The sequence below is a fragment of the Pseudonocardia parietis genome (assembly GCF_017876315.1).
Taxonomy (GTDB): domain Bacteria; phylum Actinomycetota; class Actinomycetes; order Mycobacteriales; family Pseudonocardiaceae; genus Pseudonocardia; species Pseudonocardia parietis.
Genome location: NZ_JAGINU010000001.1, coordinates 4,818,490 through 4,837,796, shown reverse-complemented (window position 1 = coordinate 4,837,796; position 19,307 = coordinate 4,818,490). Strand labels below are relative to the sequence as shown.

At 71.8% G+C, this 19,307-nt stretch carries 17 protein-coding genes; 16 read left to right on the top strand and 1 reads right to left on the bottom strand.

Annotated elements, in window-relative coordinates; genetic code table 11:
- Positions 1 to 144: 144 nt before the first annotated feature.
- The 7 genes from JOF36_RS22730 (at position 145) to JOF36_RS22700 (ending at position 7,763) form a co-directional block, all read left to right on the top strand.
- On the top strand, positions 145 to 1,098 hold the full coding sequence (locus tag JOF36_RS22730; protein ID WP_210030617.1) for an ABC transporter permease: 954 nt from the start codon (positions 145 to 147) through the stop codon (positions 1,096 to 1,098).
- Positions 1,095 to 1,988, top strand: a complete 894-nt coding sequence (locus JOF36_RS22725; protein WP_210030615.1) for an ABC transporter permease — start codon at positions 1,095 to 1,097, stop codon at positions 1,986 to 1,988. The genes JOF36_RS22730 and JOF36_RS22725 overlap by 4 nt, the downstream gene beginning before the upstream one ends.
- A gap of 106 nt (positions 1,989 to 2,094) precedes the next feature.
- Positions 2,095 to 3,651 (top strand): ABC transporter substrate-binding protein, encoded by a 1,557-nt coding sequence (locus tag JOF36_RS22720; RefSeq protein ID WP_210030613.1) that lies wholly within the window; start codon positions 2,095 to 2,097, stop codon positions 3,649 to 3,651.
- An 8-nt stretch (positions 3,652 to 3,659) separates the two neighbouring features.
- Positions 3,660 to 4,658: an ABC transporter ATP-binding protein gene (locus JOF36_RS22715; RefSeq protein ID WP_210030612.1), complete on the top strand. Its 999-nt coding sequence runs from the start codon at positions 3,660 to 3,662 to the stop codon at positions 4,656 to 4,658.
- Positions 4,648 to 5,712, top strand: a complete 1,065-nt coding sequence (locus JOF36_RS22710) for an ABC transporter ATP-binding protein (RefSeq protein ID WP_245350944.1) — start codon at positions 4,648 to 4,650, stop codon at positions 5,710 to 5,712. The genes JOF36_RS22715 and JOF36_RS22710 overlap by 11 nt, the downstream gene beginning before the upstream one ends.
- Positions 5,709 to 6,119 carry a nuclear transport factor 2 family protein gene (locus JOF36_RS22705; protein ID WP_210030611.1) on the top strand — a complete coding sequence of 137 codons (411 nt, stop codon included), beginning with the start codon at positions 5,709 to 5,711 and terminating at the stop codon, positions 6,117 to 6,119. Before JOF36_RS22710 ends, JOF36_RS22705 begins: the two co-directional genes overlap by 4 nt.
- A gap of 66 nt (positions 6,120 to 6,185) precedes the next feature.
- Complete coding sequence (locus JOF36_RS22700) at positions 6,186 to 7,763, top strand: ABC transporter substrate-binding protein (protein WP_210030610.1); 1,578 nt, start codon at positions 6,186 to 6,188, stop codon at positions 7,761 to 7,763.
- Between the two features lie 23 nt (positions 7,764 to 7,786).
- Here JOF36_RS22700 and JOF36_RS22695 read toward each other — a convergent pair whose 3' ends face one another.
- Positions 7,787 to 9,670 (bottom strand): helix-turn-helix domain-containing protein, encoded by a 1,884-nt coding sequence (locus JOF36_RS22695; RefSeq protein WP_210030609.1) that lies wholly within the window; start codon positions 9,668 to 9,670, stop codon positions 7,787 to 7,789.
- Positions 9,671 to 9,827: 157 nt separating this feature from the next.
- On the opposite strand from JOF36_RS22695, the gene JOF36_RS22690 reads away from it, so the two are divergent.
- From JOF36_RS22690 to JOF36_RS22650, 9 genes are all read left to right on the top strand, one after another.
- Positions 9,828 to 10,628 (top strand): class II aldolase/adducin family protein, encoded by an 801-nt coding sequence (locus JOF36_RS22690; RefSeq protein WP_210030608.1) that lies wholly within the window; start codon positions 9,828 to 9,830, stop codon positions 10,626 to 10,628.
- 45 nt (positions 10,629 to 10,673) lie between these two features.
- Positions 10,674 to 10,868, top strand: a complete 195-nt coding sequence (locus JOF36_RS22685) for a ferredoxin (protein WP_210030607.1) — start codon at positions 10,674 to 10,676, stop codon at positions 10,866 to 10,868.
- A 42-nt stretch (positions 10,869 to 10,910) separates the two neighbouring features.
- The gene (locus tag JOF36_RS22680; protein WP_210030605.1) at positions 10,911 to 12,191 is read left to right on the top strand and encodes a cytochrome P450; all 1,281 of its coding nucleotides are present in this window, start codon (positions 10,911 to 10,913) and stop codon (positions 12,189 to 12,191) included.
- Positions 12,192 to 12,199: 8 nt separating this feature from the next.
- On the top strand, positions 12,200 to 13,273 hold the full coding sequence (locus JOF36_RS22675; protein WP_210030604.1) for a cyclase family protein: 1,074 nt from the start codon (positions 12,200 to 12,202) through the stop codon (positions 13,271 to 13,273).
- A gap of 30 nt (positions 13,274 to 13,303) precedes the next feature.
- Positions 13,304 to 14,821, top strand: a complete 1,518-nt coding sequence (locus JOF36_RS22670) for a class I adenylate-forming enzyme family protein (RefSeq protein WP_210030603.1) — start codon at positions 13,304 to 13,306, stop codon at positions 14,819 to 14,821.
- Positions 14,822 to 14,854: 33 nt separating this feature from the next.
- A complete protein-coding gene (locus tag JOF36_RS22665; protein WP_210030602.1) occupies positions 14,855 to 15,796 on the top strand; it encodes an SDR family NAD(P)-dependent oxidoreductase in 942 nt (313 codons plus the stop codon).
- Between the two features lie 66 nt (positions 15,797 to 15,862).
- Entirely contained in the window at positions 15,863 to 16,597 is a 735-nt protein-coding gene (locus JOF36_RS22660; protein WP_245350942.1) for an SDR family NAD(P)-dependent oxidoreductase, read from the top strand.
- A 28-nt stretch (positions 16,598 to 16,625) separates the two neighbouring features.
- Positions 16,626 to 17,450 (top strand): SDR family NAD(P)-dependent oxidoreductase, encoded by an 825-nt coding sequence (locus tag JOF36_RS22655; RefSeq protein WP_210030597.1) that lies wholly within the window; start codon positions 16,626 to 16,628, stop codon positions 17,448 to 17,450.
- Between the two features lie 50 nt (positions 17,451 to 17,500).
- Entirely contained in the window at positions 17,501 to 19,306 is a 1,806-nt protein-coding gene (locus JOF36_RS22650) for a flavin-containing monooxygenase (RefSeq protein WP_210030595.1), read from the top strand.
- Position 19,307 lies beyond the last annotated feature (1 nt).

Below are 19,307 nucleotides of genomic sequence, written 5' to 3'. Positions count from 1 at the left end.
GTTGTGTGCCCTGTTCGGTTGGCTCTAGCTTCGACGCCACCACCTGCCGGGGCGACCCGGTGTTCCCGACGGACGCCCGCACGCCCGGACGATCTCCGGGGTGTACGGGCGCCGATCACCTGCCCTCCCGTGGAAGTGAGTCGCATGGTGCTCTCCATAGCGAGACGCGTCGGCCGCAGCGCCGTCGTCGTCCTGCTCGTGACGATGGCCGCCGTGGGTCTGCTGAGCCTCGCTCCCGGCTCCGCCGCCGCCGTCATCCTCGGTGAGAACGCGACGCCGGATGCGGTCGCCGCTCTCAACGCCAGTCTCGGACTGGACCTGCCGGTCTGGCAGCAGTACCTGACCTGGCTCGGTAACGCCGTGACCGGTGACCTCGGCACCTCGCCGATCACCAACGAACCCGTGGTCGACGCGCTCCTCGCCCGGCTGCCGGTGACCGTCGAGCTGGCCGTGCTCGCGCTGCTGATCTCGATCGTGGTCTCGGTGATCCTCGCCCTCATCTCGGCGACCTGGCAGGACACGGTCGTCGACCGCGCGATCACCGCGTTCTCCTCGGTGCTGCTCTCGGTCCCGGCCTTCATCGCCGGACCGCTGCTCGTGTACTTCCTGGCACTGCAGCTGGGCTGGTTCCCGGTCAGCGGCTGGGCGCGGATCGGTACGGACGGGCTCGAGGCCAACCTGGCGAGCGCGATCATGCCGGCGGTGGCGATCTCGCTCATCGAGATCGCGGCCTTCCACCGGATCCTGCGTTCGGACCTGATCTCGACACTGCGCGAGGACTTCGTCGGTGCCGCCCGTGCCAAGGGCATGAGCCGGTTCTACGTCATGTTCCGGCACGTGCTGCGGCCCTCGTCCTTCTCCCTGATCACGTTGGTCGGCATCAACCTCGGCCGGCTGATCGGCGGGACGGTCGTCGTGGAGACGCTGTTCTCACTGCCCGGCCTGGGCCAGCTGGTCGTCAGCTCGATCACCTCCCGGGACGTGATCTCGGTGCAGGGCATCGTCGTCTTCATCGCCGTCGTCTACGTGGTGCTCAACATGCTGGTGGACCTCAGCTACAACTGGCTCGACCCGCGGGTCCGGAAGGCGGCGGTATGACCAGCGTGGATCCGGCCGTGAAGACCGTCCCGGCCGTCACCCCCTCCGCCGCGGACCCGCACGTGCCGGTCGTCCGCAAGCAGCGGTCGGTGCTCGTCGCCTTCTCCTACGTCTGGCTCGGCCTGCTGATCCTGGCGGCGATCCTGGCGCCCCTGCTGCCGATCGCGCCGTTCGATGCCGCAGCGGGCCCGCCGCGCGAGTCCCTGCAGCTGGGCTCGATCGATCTGCTGCTGGGCACCGACCAGCTGGGGCGCTCGCTGCTCTCGCGGATCATCAACGGAGCGCAGGTGTCGCTGGTGGTCGGCGCCGTCGCGGGGCTCGTCGGCGCGGTGGTCGGCGGGGTGCTCGGCATGGTCGCGGGATATCTCGGCGGCCGGGTCGACAGCGTGATCCGCCTGCTGGCGGACGCGATGCTCGCCTTCCCCCCGCTGATCCTGCTGCTCGCGCTCGCGGCCGTGCTCACCCCGAGCGTGTCGACGATCCTGATCGGACTGTCGCTGCTGGTCATCCCGACCTTCATCCGCCTCGCCAGGGCCAACACCCTGGCGTGGGCATCACGCGAGTTCGTCACCGCCGCCCGCAACGTGGGCGCGGGCAGCGGCCGGATCCTCTTCCGGGAGATCCTGCCCAACCTGCTGCCGACCCTGGGTGCGTACCTGCCCATCGTGATGGCGGCGCTGATCGTGGCCGAGGGCTCGTTGAGCTTCCTCGGGATGGGGATCCCGCCGCCCACGCCGAGCTGGGGCGGGATGATCTCCGACGGCAAGGACTCGATCGGTGACTACCCGCACATGGTGTTCGTCCCGTCCTTCTTCATCTTCTGCACGGTCTTCGCCCTCAACCAGGCGGGCGACCACCTGCGCCGGCGGTTCGACCGCGGCCTGAGCTAGCGACACCCGCGGTCCGTCCCGGACCGCCCCCGACTGCGCGCGGTCCAGCGGGCCGTCCGACGAGAGGTCAACGATGATCCGTAAGTGGCGTGTGCCAGGCGCGGCGATGCTCGCTGCCGCCGCACTGGTTCTGACTTCCTGCGCCGGAGGTGGCGGTGTCGCCGGCTCGGCGGCGGCGGGTGCGGACGCGGACGCGGGCGCGGGCACCGAACCGGTCCAGGGCGGATCGGCGACCGTGGTGTACCTGAACGAGCCCCGCACGCTCGACCCGACGGCCGGCAGCAACAACACGCCGGGCAATGCGATCGTCGGTAACGCGCTGTACGGCACGTTGCTGATCACGGATCCGGAGACCGGCGAGATCGCTCCGTCGATGGCGTCGTCCTTCTCCACCCCCGACGACGGCAAGACCTTCGAGCTGACCCTGCGCGACGGCCTGACGTTCAGTGACGGCAGCCCGTTCGAGGCGTCGGCGATCAAGGCACAGTGGGAACGGCACAAGGACCCGGCCGCCGGTTCGAGCTACTTCGCCGACGCCAACCAGGTCGAGAGCATCGAGGTGACCTCGCCGACCACGCTGCGGGCGACGATGGCCACGCCGGTGCCGAACTTCGGCTACTCGATCGTCACCTCGGGGCTGAACTGGATCCCGAAGCCCGAGGCGCTCGCTGCGGGCGCCGAGGCCTTCGACGAGAACCCGATCGGTGCGGGGCCGTTCACCCTGCAGGAATGGCGCCGTCAGGACGCCATGGTGCTGGTCAAGAACCCGGCCTACTGGGACGCGCCGCGGCCCTACCTCGACCAGCTCACCGTCCGGGCCGTTCTCGATGCGAGCCAGCGGATCAACACGGTCATCAGCGGCGGGGCCGACGTCGGCGCCGAGAGCAGCTGGGAGAACGTGCAGAAGGCAAAGGATGCGGGCCTGGTGACCGACATCCAGCCGCTCAGCGGGGGGAACTACCTCGCCCTGAACATGCGGCGGGCACCGTTCGACGACATCCGCGCCCGGGAGGCCGTGGCCGCGGCCCTCGACCCGGAGGGGCTCAACGTGTCCGTCTACACCGGCGCGGCCGAGCTGGTCGACACGCTGTTCGCCCCGACGTCGCCGTTCCGGACCGACATCCCGACCAACGAGCCGGATCCGGCCCGGGCACAGGAGCTGTTCGACGAGCTGGCGGCCGAGGGCAAGCCGGTCTCCTTCACCTTCACCTCGACCTCGAACTCGGAGAGCCGGGCGACCGGCGAGGCGATCCAGGCCCAGCTCAGCGCCTTCCGGAACGTCACCGTCGAGGTCAAGACCATCGACTTCGCCGAGCTCAGGACCCTGCAGTCCAGCAAGGACTTCGATGCGACCGTCAGCTCGGCGGCCTTCCTCGATCCGGAGCCCCGGATGTGGACCGCCTTCCAGGGTGACTCGCCGGTGAACATGTCGGGGATCGACGACCCCCAGCTGAACGAGGCACTGCTCAAGGGGCGCACGTCGACGACGGTCGAGGACCGCAAGGCCGCGTACACGGTCGTGCAGGAGCGGCTGAAGGCGCTGCACCCGAACATCTGGATGACCCGCAACGCCAGTACCGCCGTGTCCGGCACGCATGTCGGCGGCCTGACCCAGTACGGCTACGGCTCGCTGCGCCCCGAGATGCTGTGGGTCCAGGAGTGACCGGCCCCGTGCCCGCCCTGGAGGTACGCGGCCTCAAGGCGTTCATCGGCACCGCGCGCGGTGCCGTGCGGGCCGTCGACGACGTGTCCTTCTCCCTCGGCCGGGGGGAGGCGCTCGGGGTCGTCGGCGAGTCCGGGTCCGGCAAGTCGGTGATGGCGAAGGCGATCATGGGTCTGCTGCCGCATCGCTCCGGCTGCTCGGGAGAGGTCGTGTTCGAGGGGCGCGACCTGCTCACGCTGCCGCCCAAGGAGCGGGAACAGGTGTGGGGCAAGCAGATCGCGATGGTGTTCCAGGATCCCGGGCGCTCGCTGAACCCGGTCGTGCGGGTGGAACGGCAGCTCACCGAAGGGATGCGCAAGCACCTCGGGATCAGCGGTTCCGAGGCGCGGGAGCGGGCGCTCGGGCTCCTCGCCGAGGTGGGGGTCCCCGACCCGGAGGAGCGGCTGCGGAACTACCCGCACGAGCTCTCCGGCGGCATGCGCCAGCGCGTGATGATCGCGATCGCGCTGGCGTGCGAACCCGACCTGCTCATCGCCGACGAGCCGACCACCGCGCTCGACGTGACCGTGCAGCGCCAGATCCTCGACCTCCTGCGGGGTATCCAGCGCAGCCGCGGGACGTCGATGATCCTGATCAGCCACGATCTCGCGGTCGTCGCGGGCCGGACGGACCGCACGGCCGTGATGTACGCCGGGAAGCTCGCCGAGATCGGCGCGACCCGGCAGGTGTTCGAGGCCCCCCGGCACCGCTACACGCACGCCCTGCTGGGAGCCGCGCCGACGATCGACCACGAGCGGCACACCCCGCTACGGCTGATCCCCGGATCGCTGCCCGATCCGGTCTCGCCGCCGTCGGGCTGCCGGTTCGCCCCGCGCTGCGGTGCGGCAACCACCGGGTGCACCGATCCCGGCCCCGTCGTGACCTCGGTCGGCTCCGACCACGACGTCGCCTGCTGCCATCCGGTGGCGGCGCCCGCGCACTCCGGAGGTGATCTCGTTGACCGCTGAGCACACCACGAACGGGTCGGTGGACACTCTCGAGAGCCCGGGCCGCGCCGCGCACCTGCGCGACGGCGCGCTGCTCACCGTCGAGGACCTCGTCGTCCGCTTCCGCACCGAGGGCGGTGTGGTGCAGGCGGTCTCCGGGGTCAGCTTCGACGTGCTGCCGGGCGAGACCCTGGGCATCGTCGGGGAGTCCGGCTGCGGAAAGTCCACGACGGGACGGGCCGTGCTGCGGCTCAACCGGCCGGCGGGCGGCACCATCACCTACGCCGGGGAACGCATCGACCAGGTCGGCGACGCGCGGATGCGCGAGCTCCGCAGGTCGATGCAGATGATCTTCCAGGATCCGGTCGCGTCGCTGAACCCGCGCCGGCCGGTCAAGGAGATCGTGGTGGAGGGCCTGGCCGTCGCGGGAGCCGGATCGCAGGAACGGGCCGCGACGGCGAAGCGGGTACTCGAGCAGGTCGGTCTCGGCGGCGAGCGGTTCGCCGAGATGCTGCCGCGGCAGCTGTCGGGCGGGCAGGCGCAGCGCGTCGCCATCGCCCGCGCGCTCGCGCTGAACCCGTCGCTGTTGATCTGCGACGAGCCGGTCTCCGCGCTCGACGTCTCGGTGCAGGCCCAGACGCTGAACCTGATCGAGGAGCTCAAGGCGGAGTACGGACTCACCGTCCTGTTCATCGCGCACGACCTCGGGGTGGTGCGCGCCATCAGCGACGACGTGCTGGTGATGTACCTGGGCACGGTCTGCGAGTTCGGCGATGCCGACATCGTCTACGGCGAACCCGCCCACCCCTACACCCGCGCGCTGATGGACTCGGTGCCGCTCATCGACCCGGACCGGGGCTTCGCGGGGCCCGCGCTGGAGGGCGACGTGCCCTCGCCGCTGGACCCGCCGTCGGGCTGCCGGTTCCGGACGCGCTGCCCGCTGGCCCGGGAGCGGTGCGCGGTGGAGGAGCCGCAGATGCGGCAGGTGCGGCCGGACCAGAGCGTCGCCTGCCACTTCCCGCTCGTGGGCCCGACCGCGCCCGACCCGATCCCGACAGCAGGGAGCACCTCATGACCACCGCCACCGGGCCCTCCGTCTCCGCCGACGTCGCGGAGGGTGTGCGGGCCACGCTCGCCGCCTACTGCCACGCGCTGGACGACGGCCGGACCGACGACCTCGTCGCCCTCTTCACCGCGGACGCCGTCTCCGTGCTGCCCGGCATGGACCCCGTCACGGGGACCGACGCGCTGCGCACGCTCTACGCCGCCGTGGTCCCGACCGGCCCGCAGCGGCACCTGACCCTGAACACGCTGGTCACCGGGGCGGGTGACGAGATCTCGGCGATCAGCGATCTGGTGTTCCTCAAGCACGGCGAGGCCGGCTGGGGCGTCGCCCGTGTCGGGCGCTACGACGACGTCCTGCGTCTCGAGGACGGCGCCTGGCGCCTTGCGAGGCGGACGCTGACCTTCCAGCCGTCCTGATCCTGCTCCCGACTCCGACCCGAGAACACGTCATCCCGGTCCGCCGACGGACCGGGACGAGAGGACATGATGATCCGAAAGCGGTCGCTCGGCCTGGTGACAGGTACGGCGGCGGTACTGGCGATGCTGCTCACCGCGTGTGCGGGTGGCGGCGCTGTCGCCGGCGGTGGTGGTGGCGCCGCCACCGGTGAGCCGGTCTCCGGGGGCTCGGCGACGGTGCTGATGCCGAACGAGGTCCGGACGCTGGACCCGGCGAAGATCGGCAACAACACCGCGGCCGGTGGCTTCATCGGCAACGCGCTCTACAGGGCGCTGTTGCTGACGGACCCGGAGAACGGCGAGATCGTGCCGTCGATGGCCACGGCGTTCACCACCGACGACGGCGGGAAGACCTTCCGGCTCACGCTGCGGGACGGGCTGACGTTCAGCGACGGCTCCCCGCTCGACGCCGCCGCGGTGCAGGCGAACTGGGAGCGGATGCGGGACCCGGAGACCGGGTCGCTCTACCTGAGCGAGGCACGGCTGGTCGCGTCGACCGAGGTGACCGATCCGGCGACGCTCGCGGTCACGATGGCCGAACCGACGCCGAGCTTCCCCTACTCGATCGTCACCTCCTCGCTGAACTGGATCGCCTCTCCGGCGGCGCTGGCGCAGGGCGGGCAGGCGTTCGACGCGAACCCGGTGGGCGCCGGTCCGTTCACGCTGAAGGAGTGGCGCCGCCAGGACGCGACGGAGTTCGTCCGCAACCCGCGGTTCTGGGACGCGCCGCGCCCGTACCTGGAGACCCTCACGACCCGGCCGTCGAGCGACGGCAACCAGCGGTTCAACACCGTCGTGAGCGGCGGCGCCGACGTGGCGGTCGAGCCCAGCTGGCGGAACCTGCAGAAGGCCGAGGAGTCGGGACTGGCGCGGGACGTGCTGTCCCTCAACGGCGGGGTGTACGTCGCGCTGAACACGCGCACGGCCCCCTTCGACGATCCGCGGGCCCGCGAGGCGTTCGCCGCGGCGATCGACCCGGCGGCGGTGAACGTGTCGGCCTTCAACGGCGCGGCGTCGCTGGTGGACACGGCGTTCACGCCGTCGTCGCCGCTGCACACCGGAAAGCCCGCGGGCTCCCCGGACCCGGCCCGGGCGCAGGAGCTGTTCGACGAGCTGGCGGCCGAGGGCAAGCCGGTGACGTTCACGTTCATCTCCTCGTCGTCGACCGAGTCACGGTCGCAGGCCGAGGCCGTCCAGGCGCAGCTGAGCGCGTTCACGAACGTGAACATGGAGGTCACCACGGTCGACTCCGGGGCGATCCAGGGGCTGCAGACCAGCCACGACTTCCAGGCGACCATCAGCACCGCCGCGTTCGTGGACCCCGAGCCGCGGATGTCCAACGCGTTCTCCGGTGACTCCGCGCAGAACATGACCGGGCTCGACGATCCGGAGGTGAACGCGCTGCTCGCCACGGGCCGCAGCGCCACCGACCCCGCCGAGCGCACGGCCACCTACGACGCGCTGATGCAGCGGTTGAACGAGCTGCACGTGCTCCCGTGGCTGACCCGCACCGCGAGCGGCGCGATCTCGGGCACGAACGTCGGTGGGCTCGCCCAGTACGGGTTCGGCTCGCTGCGGGCCGACACACTCTGGGTCCAGCCGTGACGACCGCGTAGCGGGACGGCGGGTCAGACCTTGCCGAGCATCTCCAGCAGGTGGAGCGCCAGCTGCACCTCGAGCGTGCGCGGCGCCCGTCGCCAGCCGTCGCCGAGCAGGGCGGTGACCCGGTCCAGCCGGCGGTAGAGCGTGTTCGGGTGCACGTGGAGCTCGGCCGCGGCGCGCGTGTGGTTCTGGCCGATCGCGAGGAAGGTGTCGAGCGTCGGGGCCAGCTCGCTGCCGTGCTTGCGGTCGTGCTCGAGCAGCGGGCCGACCGTGTGCTCGACGAAGGCGCGGATCTCGCCGCGTCCGGCCCCGCTGAACAGCGGGCGGTAGAACCCGAGTTCCGCGGCCACGGCGCACTCGTCGTCGCGGCCCAGCGCCCGCAGCACGGTCACGGTCTGGTGGGCGACCTCGAAACCGTCGCGGATCGCGGCGATCCCGCCACCCACGTCGACGATCCCGACCGTGGTGGCCAGAGTGGACCCGGCCAGCCGGGTCAGCCTCGCGCGTGTCTGCTCGGCCGTGGCCCCGGCGACCAGCGCGACCGCGAGACCGGCGTGCTCCGCGCTCCACCCGTCCAGCGTGTCGGCCAGCCGGTGCGCGAGCGTCGTCACGACCCGGCTGTCGCGGTCCTCGAGCTGGAACACCGCCACGGCGGAGACCCGGTCGACGGCGACCCGCGCGAGGGCCGCCCGGCGCAGGACGGTCTCCTCGGGGATGTCCTTCGACAGCAGCGCGCTGAGCAGCGTGCCGCGGGTGCGCAGCTCCGCCTCGGAGATCGAGAGCTGGGCGGCGATGTAGAGCGCCATCGAGGTCGCGCCGACCGAGAGCAGCGCGGCCAGGTCGTCGATCCGTTCGCCGCCGGTCGCGACCCCGGCCAGGCAGCCGCCGTATCCCGTCGGCGACCAGATCCGGGTGACGACCGCCGGTCCGTCCGGGCCGTCGAGGCAGAGCTGGGCCGAGGGGCTCGCGGCGATCTCGGCGCCGGCGGGGCCACCGGTCAGCCCGCTGAGTGTCAGCCCGGGCTCGCCGTCGACCAGCTCGTCGTTCCGGCCGAACACGGCGATCGTCCCGCCGACCTCGCGCCGCAGCTCGCGCACCAGGTCGGCGAACCGGCAACTGCCGAGCAGGTGCTTGTTCAACCGGTCCCGCAGCTCGTTGAGCTGCCGGCGGGAGGCGACGGTGCCGCGCAGCGCCGCGTTGGCCTGCTTCAGCTCGCTCACGGCCTCCCGGTACTGCTCGAAGAGCTGTGCGTTCGAGATCGCGACGGCGGCGTGCGAGGCCAGCCTCGACGCCAGCTCGATGTCGCGGTCGTCGAACCGGCGGGGCTCGCGCGCGGAGGCACAGAGCACCCCGATCGTCTCCGCACCGACGCGCAACGGGACCGCGAGCATCCCGACGAGTCCCTCGCCGGCCGCGGCCAGGTCCGCCTCCGCGACGTGCGGGAACGTCGGATCCGCGAGGTAGTCGCGGCTCGTCCAGGGCCGCCCGGTGCGGAGCACCTCGCCCGCCATCCCGGCTCCCCGGCGCAGGACGATGCCGTACAACGCGGTGCCGTAGGCACCGGACACCACTTCGGTGCGCAGCGCGCCGTCGGCCTGGAACAACATCAGGTAGGTGACGTCGACCGACAGCAGCCGGCGGGCCTGCACCGAGACCTCGTCGAGGACCTCGCGCGGGTCGCGCAGGGTGGTCAGCCGCCGCGCCAGGTCGTCGAGCACGGTCAGCTCGTCCACCTGCCGCCGGTGGTCGTCGAGCTGACGCCCGATCCGGCGGGCGCGCGCGGCGTCCGCGTCGACCGTGGCGGCCTCGGCTCCCTGCTCGAGGAGGCTGCGGCGGTGGTCCTCGATCGCCTCCGCCGGGCGGTGGTCGTCGAGCAGATGAAGCCAGCTGCGGACATCGACGGTGGTCACGGGCGGAGTATGGGTCGGCCGTGGGGGAGGTTGCACCATCGCGTCCCGCAGAACGGGTCAGTTCCTCCATTCCTGCCCCGGCATGGCGGTGGTCACATGGCGAGGCCATCGCCGGCGGGTCGCCGGACGCCACTGGCGCCGAACCGGAGGAACGACGTTGACGCAGGAATCCACGCTCGGCTTCACGTCGTTCGAGATGCCGGTCACGAGCATCCCGGACACGGGGCCCGCGACCGAGGCCGAGGTCGCCGTCCGCCGGGATCTCGCCGCGGCGTACCGGCTGTGTGCGGACTTCGGCTGGGACGACCTGATCTACACCCACATCTCGGCGCGCGTGCCCGGCCCCGAGCACCATTTCCTGGTCAACCCGCTGGGCCTCGCGTTCGACGAGATCACCGCCTCGAACCTGGTGAAGATCGACATCGAGGGACGGGTGGTCGGGGAGAGCCCGTACGCGCCCAACGCGGCCGGTTTCGTGATCCACGGCGCGATCCACGGCGCCCGGGCGGATGCGGGCTGCGTGATGCACCTGCACACCGAGGCCGGAATGGCACTGTCCATCCTGGAGGAGGGGCTGCTGCCGCTCACCCAGCACGCGATGCGGTTCCACGGCAAGGTCGGCTACCACGACTACGAGGGCATCGCGCTCACCCTCGACGAGCAGCAGCGGTTCATCGCCGATCTCGGCGCCAACACCGCCCTGATCCTGCGCAACCACGGCACGCTGACCGTGGGCCGCAGCGTCGCGCAGGCGTTCGTGGAGTCCTTCTACCTGGACAAGTCGGCGCGTACCCAGCTGCTCGCCCAGGCGACCGGGCGTCCGCTGCGGGTCCCGCCGGTCGAGGTGATCGAGCAGACCGCGCTCACCTGGGCCACCGATCTCACGGGTTCCAACGACCGCGAGTGGCCCTCGCTGCTCCGCCGGCTCGAACGCACCCAGCCCGGCTACCGGGACTGAGCCGGCGACCTCCGTCCGGCGAACCATCTCGAGGAAGCAGACAAGATGAAGATCCTGATCGACGAGGACAGGTGCGTCGCGGCCGGGCAGTGCGTCGCGGCCTCACCCGAGGTGTTCGACCAGCGTGACGAGGACGGCGTCGTCGTGCTGCTCGCCGAGGAACCGTCCGCCGAGCTGGCCGAGGACGTCCGCCAGGCCGCGGCCGTCTGCCCGGCGCTCGCGATCACGGTCGTCGACTAGCGCCCGCCGTCGCCCACCACCGACGCCGCCCGAGGAGAGCTGATGACCGAGACCACGAGCACCAGGGCCACCGAGTCCACTGAGTCCACTGAGGATTCCCGATTCACCGAGGACACGGCAGGCCTGCCGGAGTACCCGTCCACGCGGTCGAAGGAGAACCCCTTCGCGCCGCCGCCGGCGATGCGCGCCCTGCACGATGCGGAGAAGAAGATCCTCCGCGTCCAGACCTGGGACGGGCCGACCTGGCTCGCCACCTCGCACGAGGCCGGCCGGGAGCTGCTGCTCAGCGACAAGCTGAGCGCGAACATCGGCACCGCCGGTTACCCGATCACGAGCCCGGCGATGAAGGCCCACGCCCCGCACATGGAGCCGGGCCTGAACAACACCGACGGTGCGGAGCACACCCGCTGGCGCCGGATGCTCACGAACTCCTTCACCCGCAAGCGGATGGCGCTGCTGCGTCCCGAGATCCAGCGGATGACCGACGACCTCATCGACGACATGCTGGCCGGGCCCAACCCGACCGACCTCGTCGAGTCCTTCGCACTGCCGGTGCCGTCGCTGCTGATCTGCGCGCTGCTCGGCGTTCCCTACGAGGACCACCGCTTCTTCCAGAAGCACGCCGCGGTCGTCACCTCGGTGACCAAGACCCCGGAGGAGGGGGCGGCCACCCAGAAGGCCCTGTGGGACTACATCACGGGCCTGATCGAGCAGAAGATGGACGACCCGCAGGAGGACGTCCTCACCGACCTCGGCGAGAAGATCCGCGAGGGCGTGCTCGCGATGGACGAGGCGCAGCGCCTCGGCCTGATGCTGCTGGTGGCCGGGCACGACACCAGCGCCAACATGATCACGCTCGGCACCGCGATCCTGCTGAGCAACCCCGACCAGCTCGCGGAGCTGCGCGAGCGGTCCGACGACGAGCGCTACGTCGCCGGCGCCGTCGAGGAGCTGCTGCGCTACCTCACCATCCCGCACCTGCTGGCCCGCCGCGCCGTCGTCGAGGACGTCGAGGTCGCGGGGGTGACTCTGCGCAAGGGCGAGGGTGTGATCACCTCGCTGGCACTGGCGAACTTCGATCCCACGGCGTTCCCGGACCCGGAGACCCTCGACCTGACCCGGCAGGCCGCGCACCACCTGGCGTTCGGCTGGGGGCCGCACCAGTGCGTCGGGCAGCAGCTGGCGCGCATCGAGCTGCAGGTCGTGTACAGCACCCTGTTCCGCCGCATCCCGACCCTGAGCCTCGCCGCGGACTTCACCGAGCTGCGGTTCAAAGAGGACTCCCAGGCGTACGGCATCTACGAGCTCCCCGTGAGCTGGTGAGGACGACCATGACCGGACAGTCGGGAACCCAGCGCTGGAAGCAGCGCCCGCCCGGGTCGAACTGGGGCGAGTTCGGCGAGGACGACGAGCTCGGCCGGATCAACCTGCTCACCCGGCAGAAGGTGCTCCACGGGGTCGCAGAGGTCGAGCACGGCATCAGCTTCAGCCTCAGCCTGCCGCTGGACCTGCCCGGCGGCTCGTCGAGCAACCAGCGGCGCTACCCGCCGATCCTCAAGCCCACCGAGGACCTCGCGCACAACCCCGAGGTCTTCTACAACATGCGCGCCCGCGAGTTCGCGCACCCCGGCTACAACGACGTGTGGTCGGATGACCAGGTCACCATGTGGATGCAGTACTCCACCCAGTGGGACGCCCTGTGTCACCAGGGTGCGGAGTTCGACGCGGACGCCGACGGAGTGCCGGAGGCCGTGTACTACAACGGGTTCCGCGCGCACACCGACATCATCGGCCCGGTCACCGACGCCAAGGGCGACGGCAGCGGCACCACCAGCTTCGCCCGGCACCTGGGTATGGAGCACATGGCCGCGCACGGGGTGCAGGGCCGCGGGGTGCTGATCGACCTCGCACACCATCTCGGCACCGAGAACCAGCCGGTCGACAACGCCACGTTGCAGGACGTCATGGCTCGCGACGGGATCGTCGTGGAGCCGGGCGACATGGTGCTGCTGCACACCGGCACCGACACCCAGTTGCTCGAGTGGAACGGCAGGCCGGACCCGGAGCGCGTGAACTCGATCGGCCCGTACCTCGACGGGTACGACCCGGCACTGCTGCAGTGGATCACCGACTCGCAGCTGTCGGCACTGGTCGCGGACAACGTGGCCGTCGAGGGGGCCGGGGTCTCCCGGCCGGCGCCCGACGCCGCGAACCCCGACACGTTGCTGCCGATCCACCAGCTCTGCCTGTTCAAGCTCGGGATCCCGCTGGGGGAGCTGTGGCTGCTGGCCGAGCTCGCGGACTGGCTCCGGGAGAACGGCCGCAGCCGGTTTCTGCTCACCGCCCCGCCGCTGCGGCTGCCCGGAACGCAGGGCAGCCCGCTGACGCCCGTCGCGACCGTCTGACACCCGGCACCGGCCAGGAGGGCACGCTGTATGACCACGTTCCAGCAGGTCTGGGACTCGGCCGTCCGCGAGCACGGTGACCGGACGTTCCTGCTCTTCCGCTCCGAGTCCGGGGTGCGTTCGGAGTGGACCTACCGGGAGTTCGATCTCGTGGTGGCCGCGGCGGCGGGAGCGCTGCGCGCTGCGGGCGTCGAGCAAGGATCCGCGGTGCACGTCGTGCTGCGCAACTGCCCGGCGTTCGTGGCGCTGTGGCTCGCGGTGTCGCGGCTGGGGGCCTGGCTGGTCCCGGCCGACCCGGAGTCGGCCGCACGCGACGTCGCGAACCAGGTCCGCCGGGTCGCCCCGGTGGTCGGCGTGTGCGCGACCGCCCGTGCCGGCACGTACCGGGAGGGTGCGGCCGGGCAGGTGGCGACGGTGCTCGAACTGGCCGAGGACGCGTCCGACGTCGTGGCCGGCGCTCCGCTGGACGGGCCGGCCGGCGAACCGGCCCGGGTGGACCCGCTCGACCGGCTGGCCGTCATGTTCACCTCCGGCACCACCTCGGCGCCCAAGGGCGTGGTGCTCACCCAGGCCACCTACGCCACGGTCGCCGGGGTGATGGCGCGGGCGTCGGCGCTGGAGCCGCGGCACCGCTGGCACGTGACGCTGCCCCTGTTCCACGCCAACGCCCAGTACTACTGCTTCGCCCCGGCCATCGCGGTCGGCGCGAGCGTGGCGCTGAGCGCGGTGTTCAGCGCCTCCGGCTGGGTCCGGCACGCCCGCGAGCTGGGTGTCACCCACGCCAGCCTGTTCGCCGCCCCGATCCGGATGATCCTGGCGCGCTGTCCGGCCGACGAGGAGCCACTGCACCTGGAGCACGTGTGGTTCGCCCAGAGCCTCGGGGCCGAGCACCACGCGCAGTTCGCCGGGCTGGCCGGGGTACGGCCGCGTCAGCTCTACGGGATGACCGAGACCGTCGCGATCGTCTGCGCGGACACCTCCCATCCGGCCCGGCACGACGTGATCGGCCGGCCGGTACCCGGCAGGCGGGTCCGGGTCGAGCCGGCCGGCACCGGCTCGGGGCCCGATGCCCCGGGCGAGCTGATCGTGCTCGGCACTCCCGGCGTCGACCTGTTCGCCGGGTACCTGGACGACGAGGCCACCACGGCGAAGGCGTTCCGCGAGACGGACGAGGGGACCTGGTTCGCCACCGGCGACCTGGTGTCGCAGGGTGCCGACGGCGTGCTCCGGTTCGTCGGCCGGGTCGACGACGTGATCAAGGTGTCGGGCGAGAACGTCAGCCTGAGCGAGGTCGAGGCGGCCGTCGCCCAGGCCCCCGGGGTCCTCGAGGCGGCTGTGGTCGCCCGGCCCGATCCGATCCGTGACGTGGTCCCTGTGGCCTATGTGGTCGCGCGCGACCCGGCGCGCCCGCCCGACCCGGCTGAGCTCGAGGACTGGGCGCGCCACAACCTCACCCCGGCCTCCCGCCCACGGGACTGGACCGTGATCGACGAGCTGCCCCGCACGAGTGTCGGCAAGGTCCGCCGGTTCCGGCTCGCGACGACCTGAACACTCCCCACCACTCCGAGAGAAGGACACAGCATGGCCGAGTACGACTTCGGGGGCCGCGTCGCGGTGGTCACCGGCGCCGGGCGGGGCATCGGCCGCGCCTACGCGCAGCTGCTCGCGGCGCGCGGCGCGCAGGTGGTGGTCAACGACCTGGGCGGCACCCAGGAGGGCGACGGCTCCGACGCCGGTCCCGCCCAGCAGGTGGTGGACGAGATCATCGCGGCGGGCGGGCGCGCCGTCGCGAACGGGTCCGATGTGTCCACACCGGGGGGTGGCGCGCAGATCGTGGACGCCGCCCTCGACGCGTTCGGCCGGATCGACTCGTTGGTCGCCAACGCCGGGATCATGCGCTGGATGGGCCTGCCGGAGGCGGACGCCGCGTACCTGCAGTCCCATCTCGACGTCCACCTGCTCGGTTCCTTCAACGTGATCCGGGCGGCCTGGCCGCACTTCACGACCCAGGGCTACGGGCGGATCGTCACCACGACGTCGGTCGGGATGTTCGGTGTCCCGGAGAACCTGGCCTACGCCTCGGCCAAGGCCGGGATCATCGGCCTGACCCGCAACGCCGCGATCCGTGGCGCCGAGCACGGCATCAGGGCGAACGTGATCTCGCCCAACGCCTGGACCCGGATGGCGGGGCACCCGAGCACGAACCGGGATGACGTGCCGCCTGCGGGCGACGACAGCGGCCCCGCCGCCGCGATGGACCCCGCGCTGGTGGCGCCGATGGTGGGGCTGCTCGCGCACGAGAGGTGCCCGTGCACCGGCGAGATCTTCGCCGCGGGCGCCGGCCGGTTCAGCCGGATCTTCATCGGTGCGACACCGGGCTACCTGCACACCGACGGTGCCCCGACCATCGAGGACGTCGCCGCCAACCTCGACACCGTCGTGGACGAGAAGGGCTACACGGTCCCGGCGGATCTCGGCGACTTCGTCAGCGCCTTCATGTCCCACCTGCGCCCGGCGGAGTGAGGCCGGCCGGCTCCGCCGGCGAACCCTGACCACCCGATCCACTCGACGAAGAGGAGAAACATGTCCATGGAAGGCAGGAACGCCGTCGTCACCGGCGGAGGCAGCGGCATCGGCCGGGCGTGCGCGACGGTGCTCGCGTCCCACGGTGCCGCGGTCGCCGTGTGGGACCTGAACGCCGCCGGCGCGCAGGAGACCGTCGCGCAGATCCGTGAGGCGGGGGGCAAGGCCATCGCCGTGGCCGGGGACTGCGCGAAGGCGGCCCCGGTGGCCGAGTCCGCCGCGCGGACCCGCGCCGAGCTGGGACCGGTGTCGATCCTGGTCAACAACGCGGGCATCACCAAGCCCAAGGCCTTCCTGGAGCTCACCGAGCAGGACTGGGACGAGACCGTCGAGATCGACCTGAAGGGCCCGTACCTGGTCACCAAGGCGATCATCCCGGACATGGTCGAGGCGGGCTGGGGCCGGATCGTCAACATCTCGTCGTCGTCGGCGCAGAGCGGCTCGCCGAACATGGCCCACTACGTCGCCGCCAAGGGCGGGGTCATCGGCTTCACCAAGGCGCTCGCGATGGAGTTCGCCGAGCAGGGCATCACCGCCAACAACGTGCCCCCGGGCTTCGTTGACACCCCGCTCATGCGGTCCAACATCAGCGACCCGGCACAGGTCGCCGCGCGGATGCCGATGAAGCGCTCCGGGCAGCCCGAGGACATCGCGCACGCCGTGGCCTACCTGGCGTCCGACGAGGCCGGCTACGTCACCGGGCACACGCTGAGCGTCAACGGCGGCCGCTACCTCAACTGAGTCCCGGCGGCGGGGAGAAGGGACGGCCATGCGGCTCAAGGGCAAGGTCGCGCTCGTCACGGGCGCGGGATCGGGCATCGGCAGGGCGACGGCGCTGCGCTTCGCCGAGGAGGGCGCGAGCGTGGTGTGCGTCGGCCGCAGCGAGAACGCCGGGCAGGTCGCCGAGGAGATCGGTGAGCAGGCCGTGGGCGTGCGGGCCGACGTGGGGGAGGAGGACGACGTCCGGCGGATGTTCGCCGAGGCCGTCGAGCGGTTCGGCCGCGTCGACGTCCTGGTGAACAACGCGGGGTTCGGCGGCGGGCTGATGCCGCTGCACGAGCAGACGACGGAGAACTTCGACCGCGTCCACGGCACGAACATCCGCGGCACGTTCTTCTGCATGAAGTACGGCGTGCCGGTGCTGAAGGAGGCCGGCGGCGGGTCGATCGTCAACGTCTCCTCGGCGACGTCGCTGGTCGGCTTCCGGCACCACGCCGTGTACGGCGCGGCGAAGGCCGGGGTCAACCAGATGTCGGTGTCCGCGGCCCTCGACTACGTGGACGACGGCATCCGGGTCAACGTCGTGGCACCGGGCTCGATCTGGACCGGCCTGCACCCCATGAGCAGGCAGCACGCCACCCCGCCGGAGGGCATCGGCCGGCCCGCCGGGGTCCCGATGGACCGCTGGGGCCTGGCCGGGGAGATCGCGAACGCGGTGCTCTTCCTGGCCAGTGACGAGGCGTCGTTCATCACCGGCGCGGTGCTGCCGGTCGACGGCGGCTACGCCATCGGCTTCCCCGGCATGGGCAAGCTCCGCCCCGGGACGGCGAGCCCCGAGTTCCTCGCCTCGCTCGAGGCGGAACCCACCACGTGATGCGCAGCGGCCCGGGCCACCCGACGAGCGACGACGAGGACGTGACACGGATGAATGCGACCCCGACACCGGACAACGGATCATTGCTGCCCGAGGACCTGGAGGCGATCCGCGAGCGGTACCGCGCCGAGCGGGACAAGCGGATCCGGCCGGACGGCGCCGCCCAGTACCTGCGCCCGACGGGTGATCTCGCCGGGTACGCGCAGGACCCCTGGTCGGACCCGCCCGCGGCGCGCGAACCGGTGAGCGACGAGGTCGACGCCGTGATCCTCGGTGCCGGGTTCGGCGGCCTGGCAGCGGGTGCCCACCTGCGCAAGGCGGGACTGGACCGGATCCGGCTGGTCGACACCGCGGGCGACGTCGGCGGGACGTGGTACTGGAACCGCTACCCGGGCGTGGCCTGCGACATCGAGTCCTACATCTACCTCCCGCTGCTGGAGGAGATGGGCGAGATGCCGAGCCGCAAGTACGCGCCCGGCTCGGAGATCCGGCGGCACGCCGAACGCATCGCCGACCACTTCGACCTCCGCCGGGACTCGTTGTTCCACACCGAGGTCACCTCACTGGCGTGGGACGAACAGGCCGGCCGCTGGAAGGTCGGCACCGACCGCGGGGACGCGTTCACCGCGCGGTACGTGGTGGTGTCCAGCGGGCCGTTCAACAAGCCGAAGCTGCCCGGTATCCCCGGCATCGAGGACTTCGCGGGTCACGCCTTCCACACCAGCCGCTGGGACTACGCCTGCACCGGTGGCACCGAGGGTATGGCCGACTACCCGGGGCTCGCGGACAAGCGGGTCGCGGTGATCGGGACCGGGGCGACGGGGATCCAGGTCGTGCCGACCATCGCGCCGCACTGCCGCGAGCTCGTCGTGGTGCAGCGCACCCCGTCGACGGTCGACCGCCGCGACGACCGGGAGACCGACGCGGGGTGGTGGGCAGACCTCGAGCCGGGCTGGCAGCGACGCCGGCGGGAGAACTTCCTGCTGCTGGTGACCGGGGGAGCGGCCGACGAGGACCTGGTCGGCGACCGGTGGACGGACTCGGCGCCGGTCCGCGGCCGGCAGCGGCTGCGCAGCGGCACGGAGGAGGATCCCGCGCTGGCCATCGAGCTGGCCGACCACCAGAAGATGGCGGAGCTGCGCGCCCGGGTCACCGAGATCGTCGAGGACCCGCAGGCGGCGGCGGCCCTGCAGCCCTGGTACCGGCAGATGTGCAAGCGGCCCGCGTTCAGCGACCGCTACCTGCAGGCCTTCAACCGGGACAACGTGCGGCTGGTGGACACCGCCGGGCAGGGCGTCGAACGGATGACCGGCGGCGGCCTGGTGGTGGACGGCGTCGAGCACCCCGTCGACGTCGTCATCTTCGCGACCGGATTCGAGATCGGGTCGGACCCGGCGGTCCGGGCGGGTGCCGACGTGCGCGGCCGCGGGGGGATCACGCTGGCGCAGTACTGGGCGGACGGGTTGCGCACGCTGCACGGCTGGGTGAGCCGCGGCTTCCCGAACCTGTTCCACCTGGGCAGCACGCAGAACGCGGTGTCGGTCAACTTCGTGCACATCCTGGAGGAGCAGAGCGAGCACGTCGGCGCGGTGGTCGCGGAGGCCGAGCGGCGCGGCCGGGTGCTCGTCGAGCCGACCGCGGAGGTCGAGGATGCCTGGGTCGGGACGATCCGGGAGCGGGCGGTGTCCATGCAGGCCTTCCTCGCCGAGTGCACGCCCGGGTACTACAACTCCGAGGGCAGGCCGCGCAAGCGCAGCGAGGGCTTCGGCGGCGGCCCGGTGGAGTTCACCTCACTGGTCCGGCGGTGGCGCGCCGAGGGCGGGATGGACGATGTCCTGTCCCGCCGCCCCCGGTGAT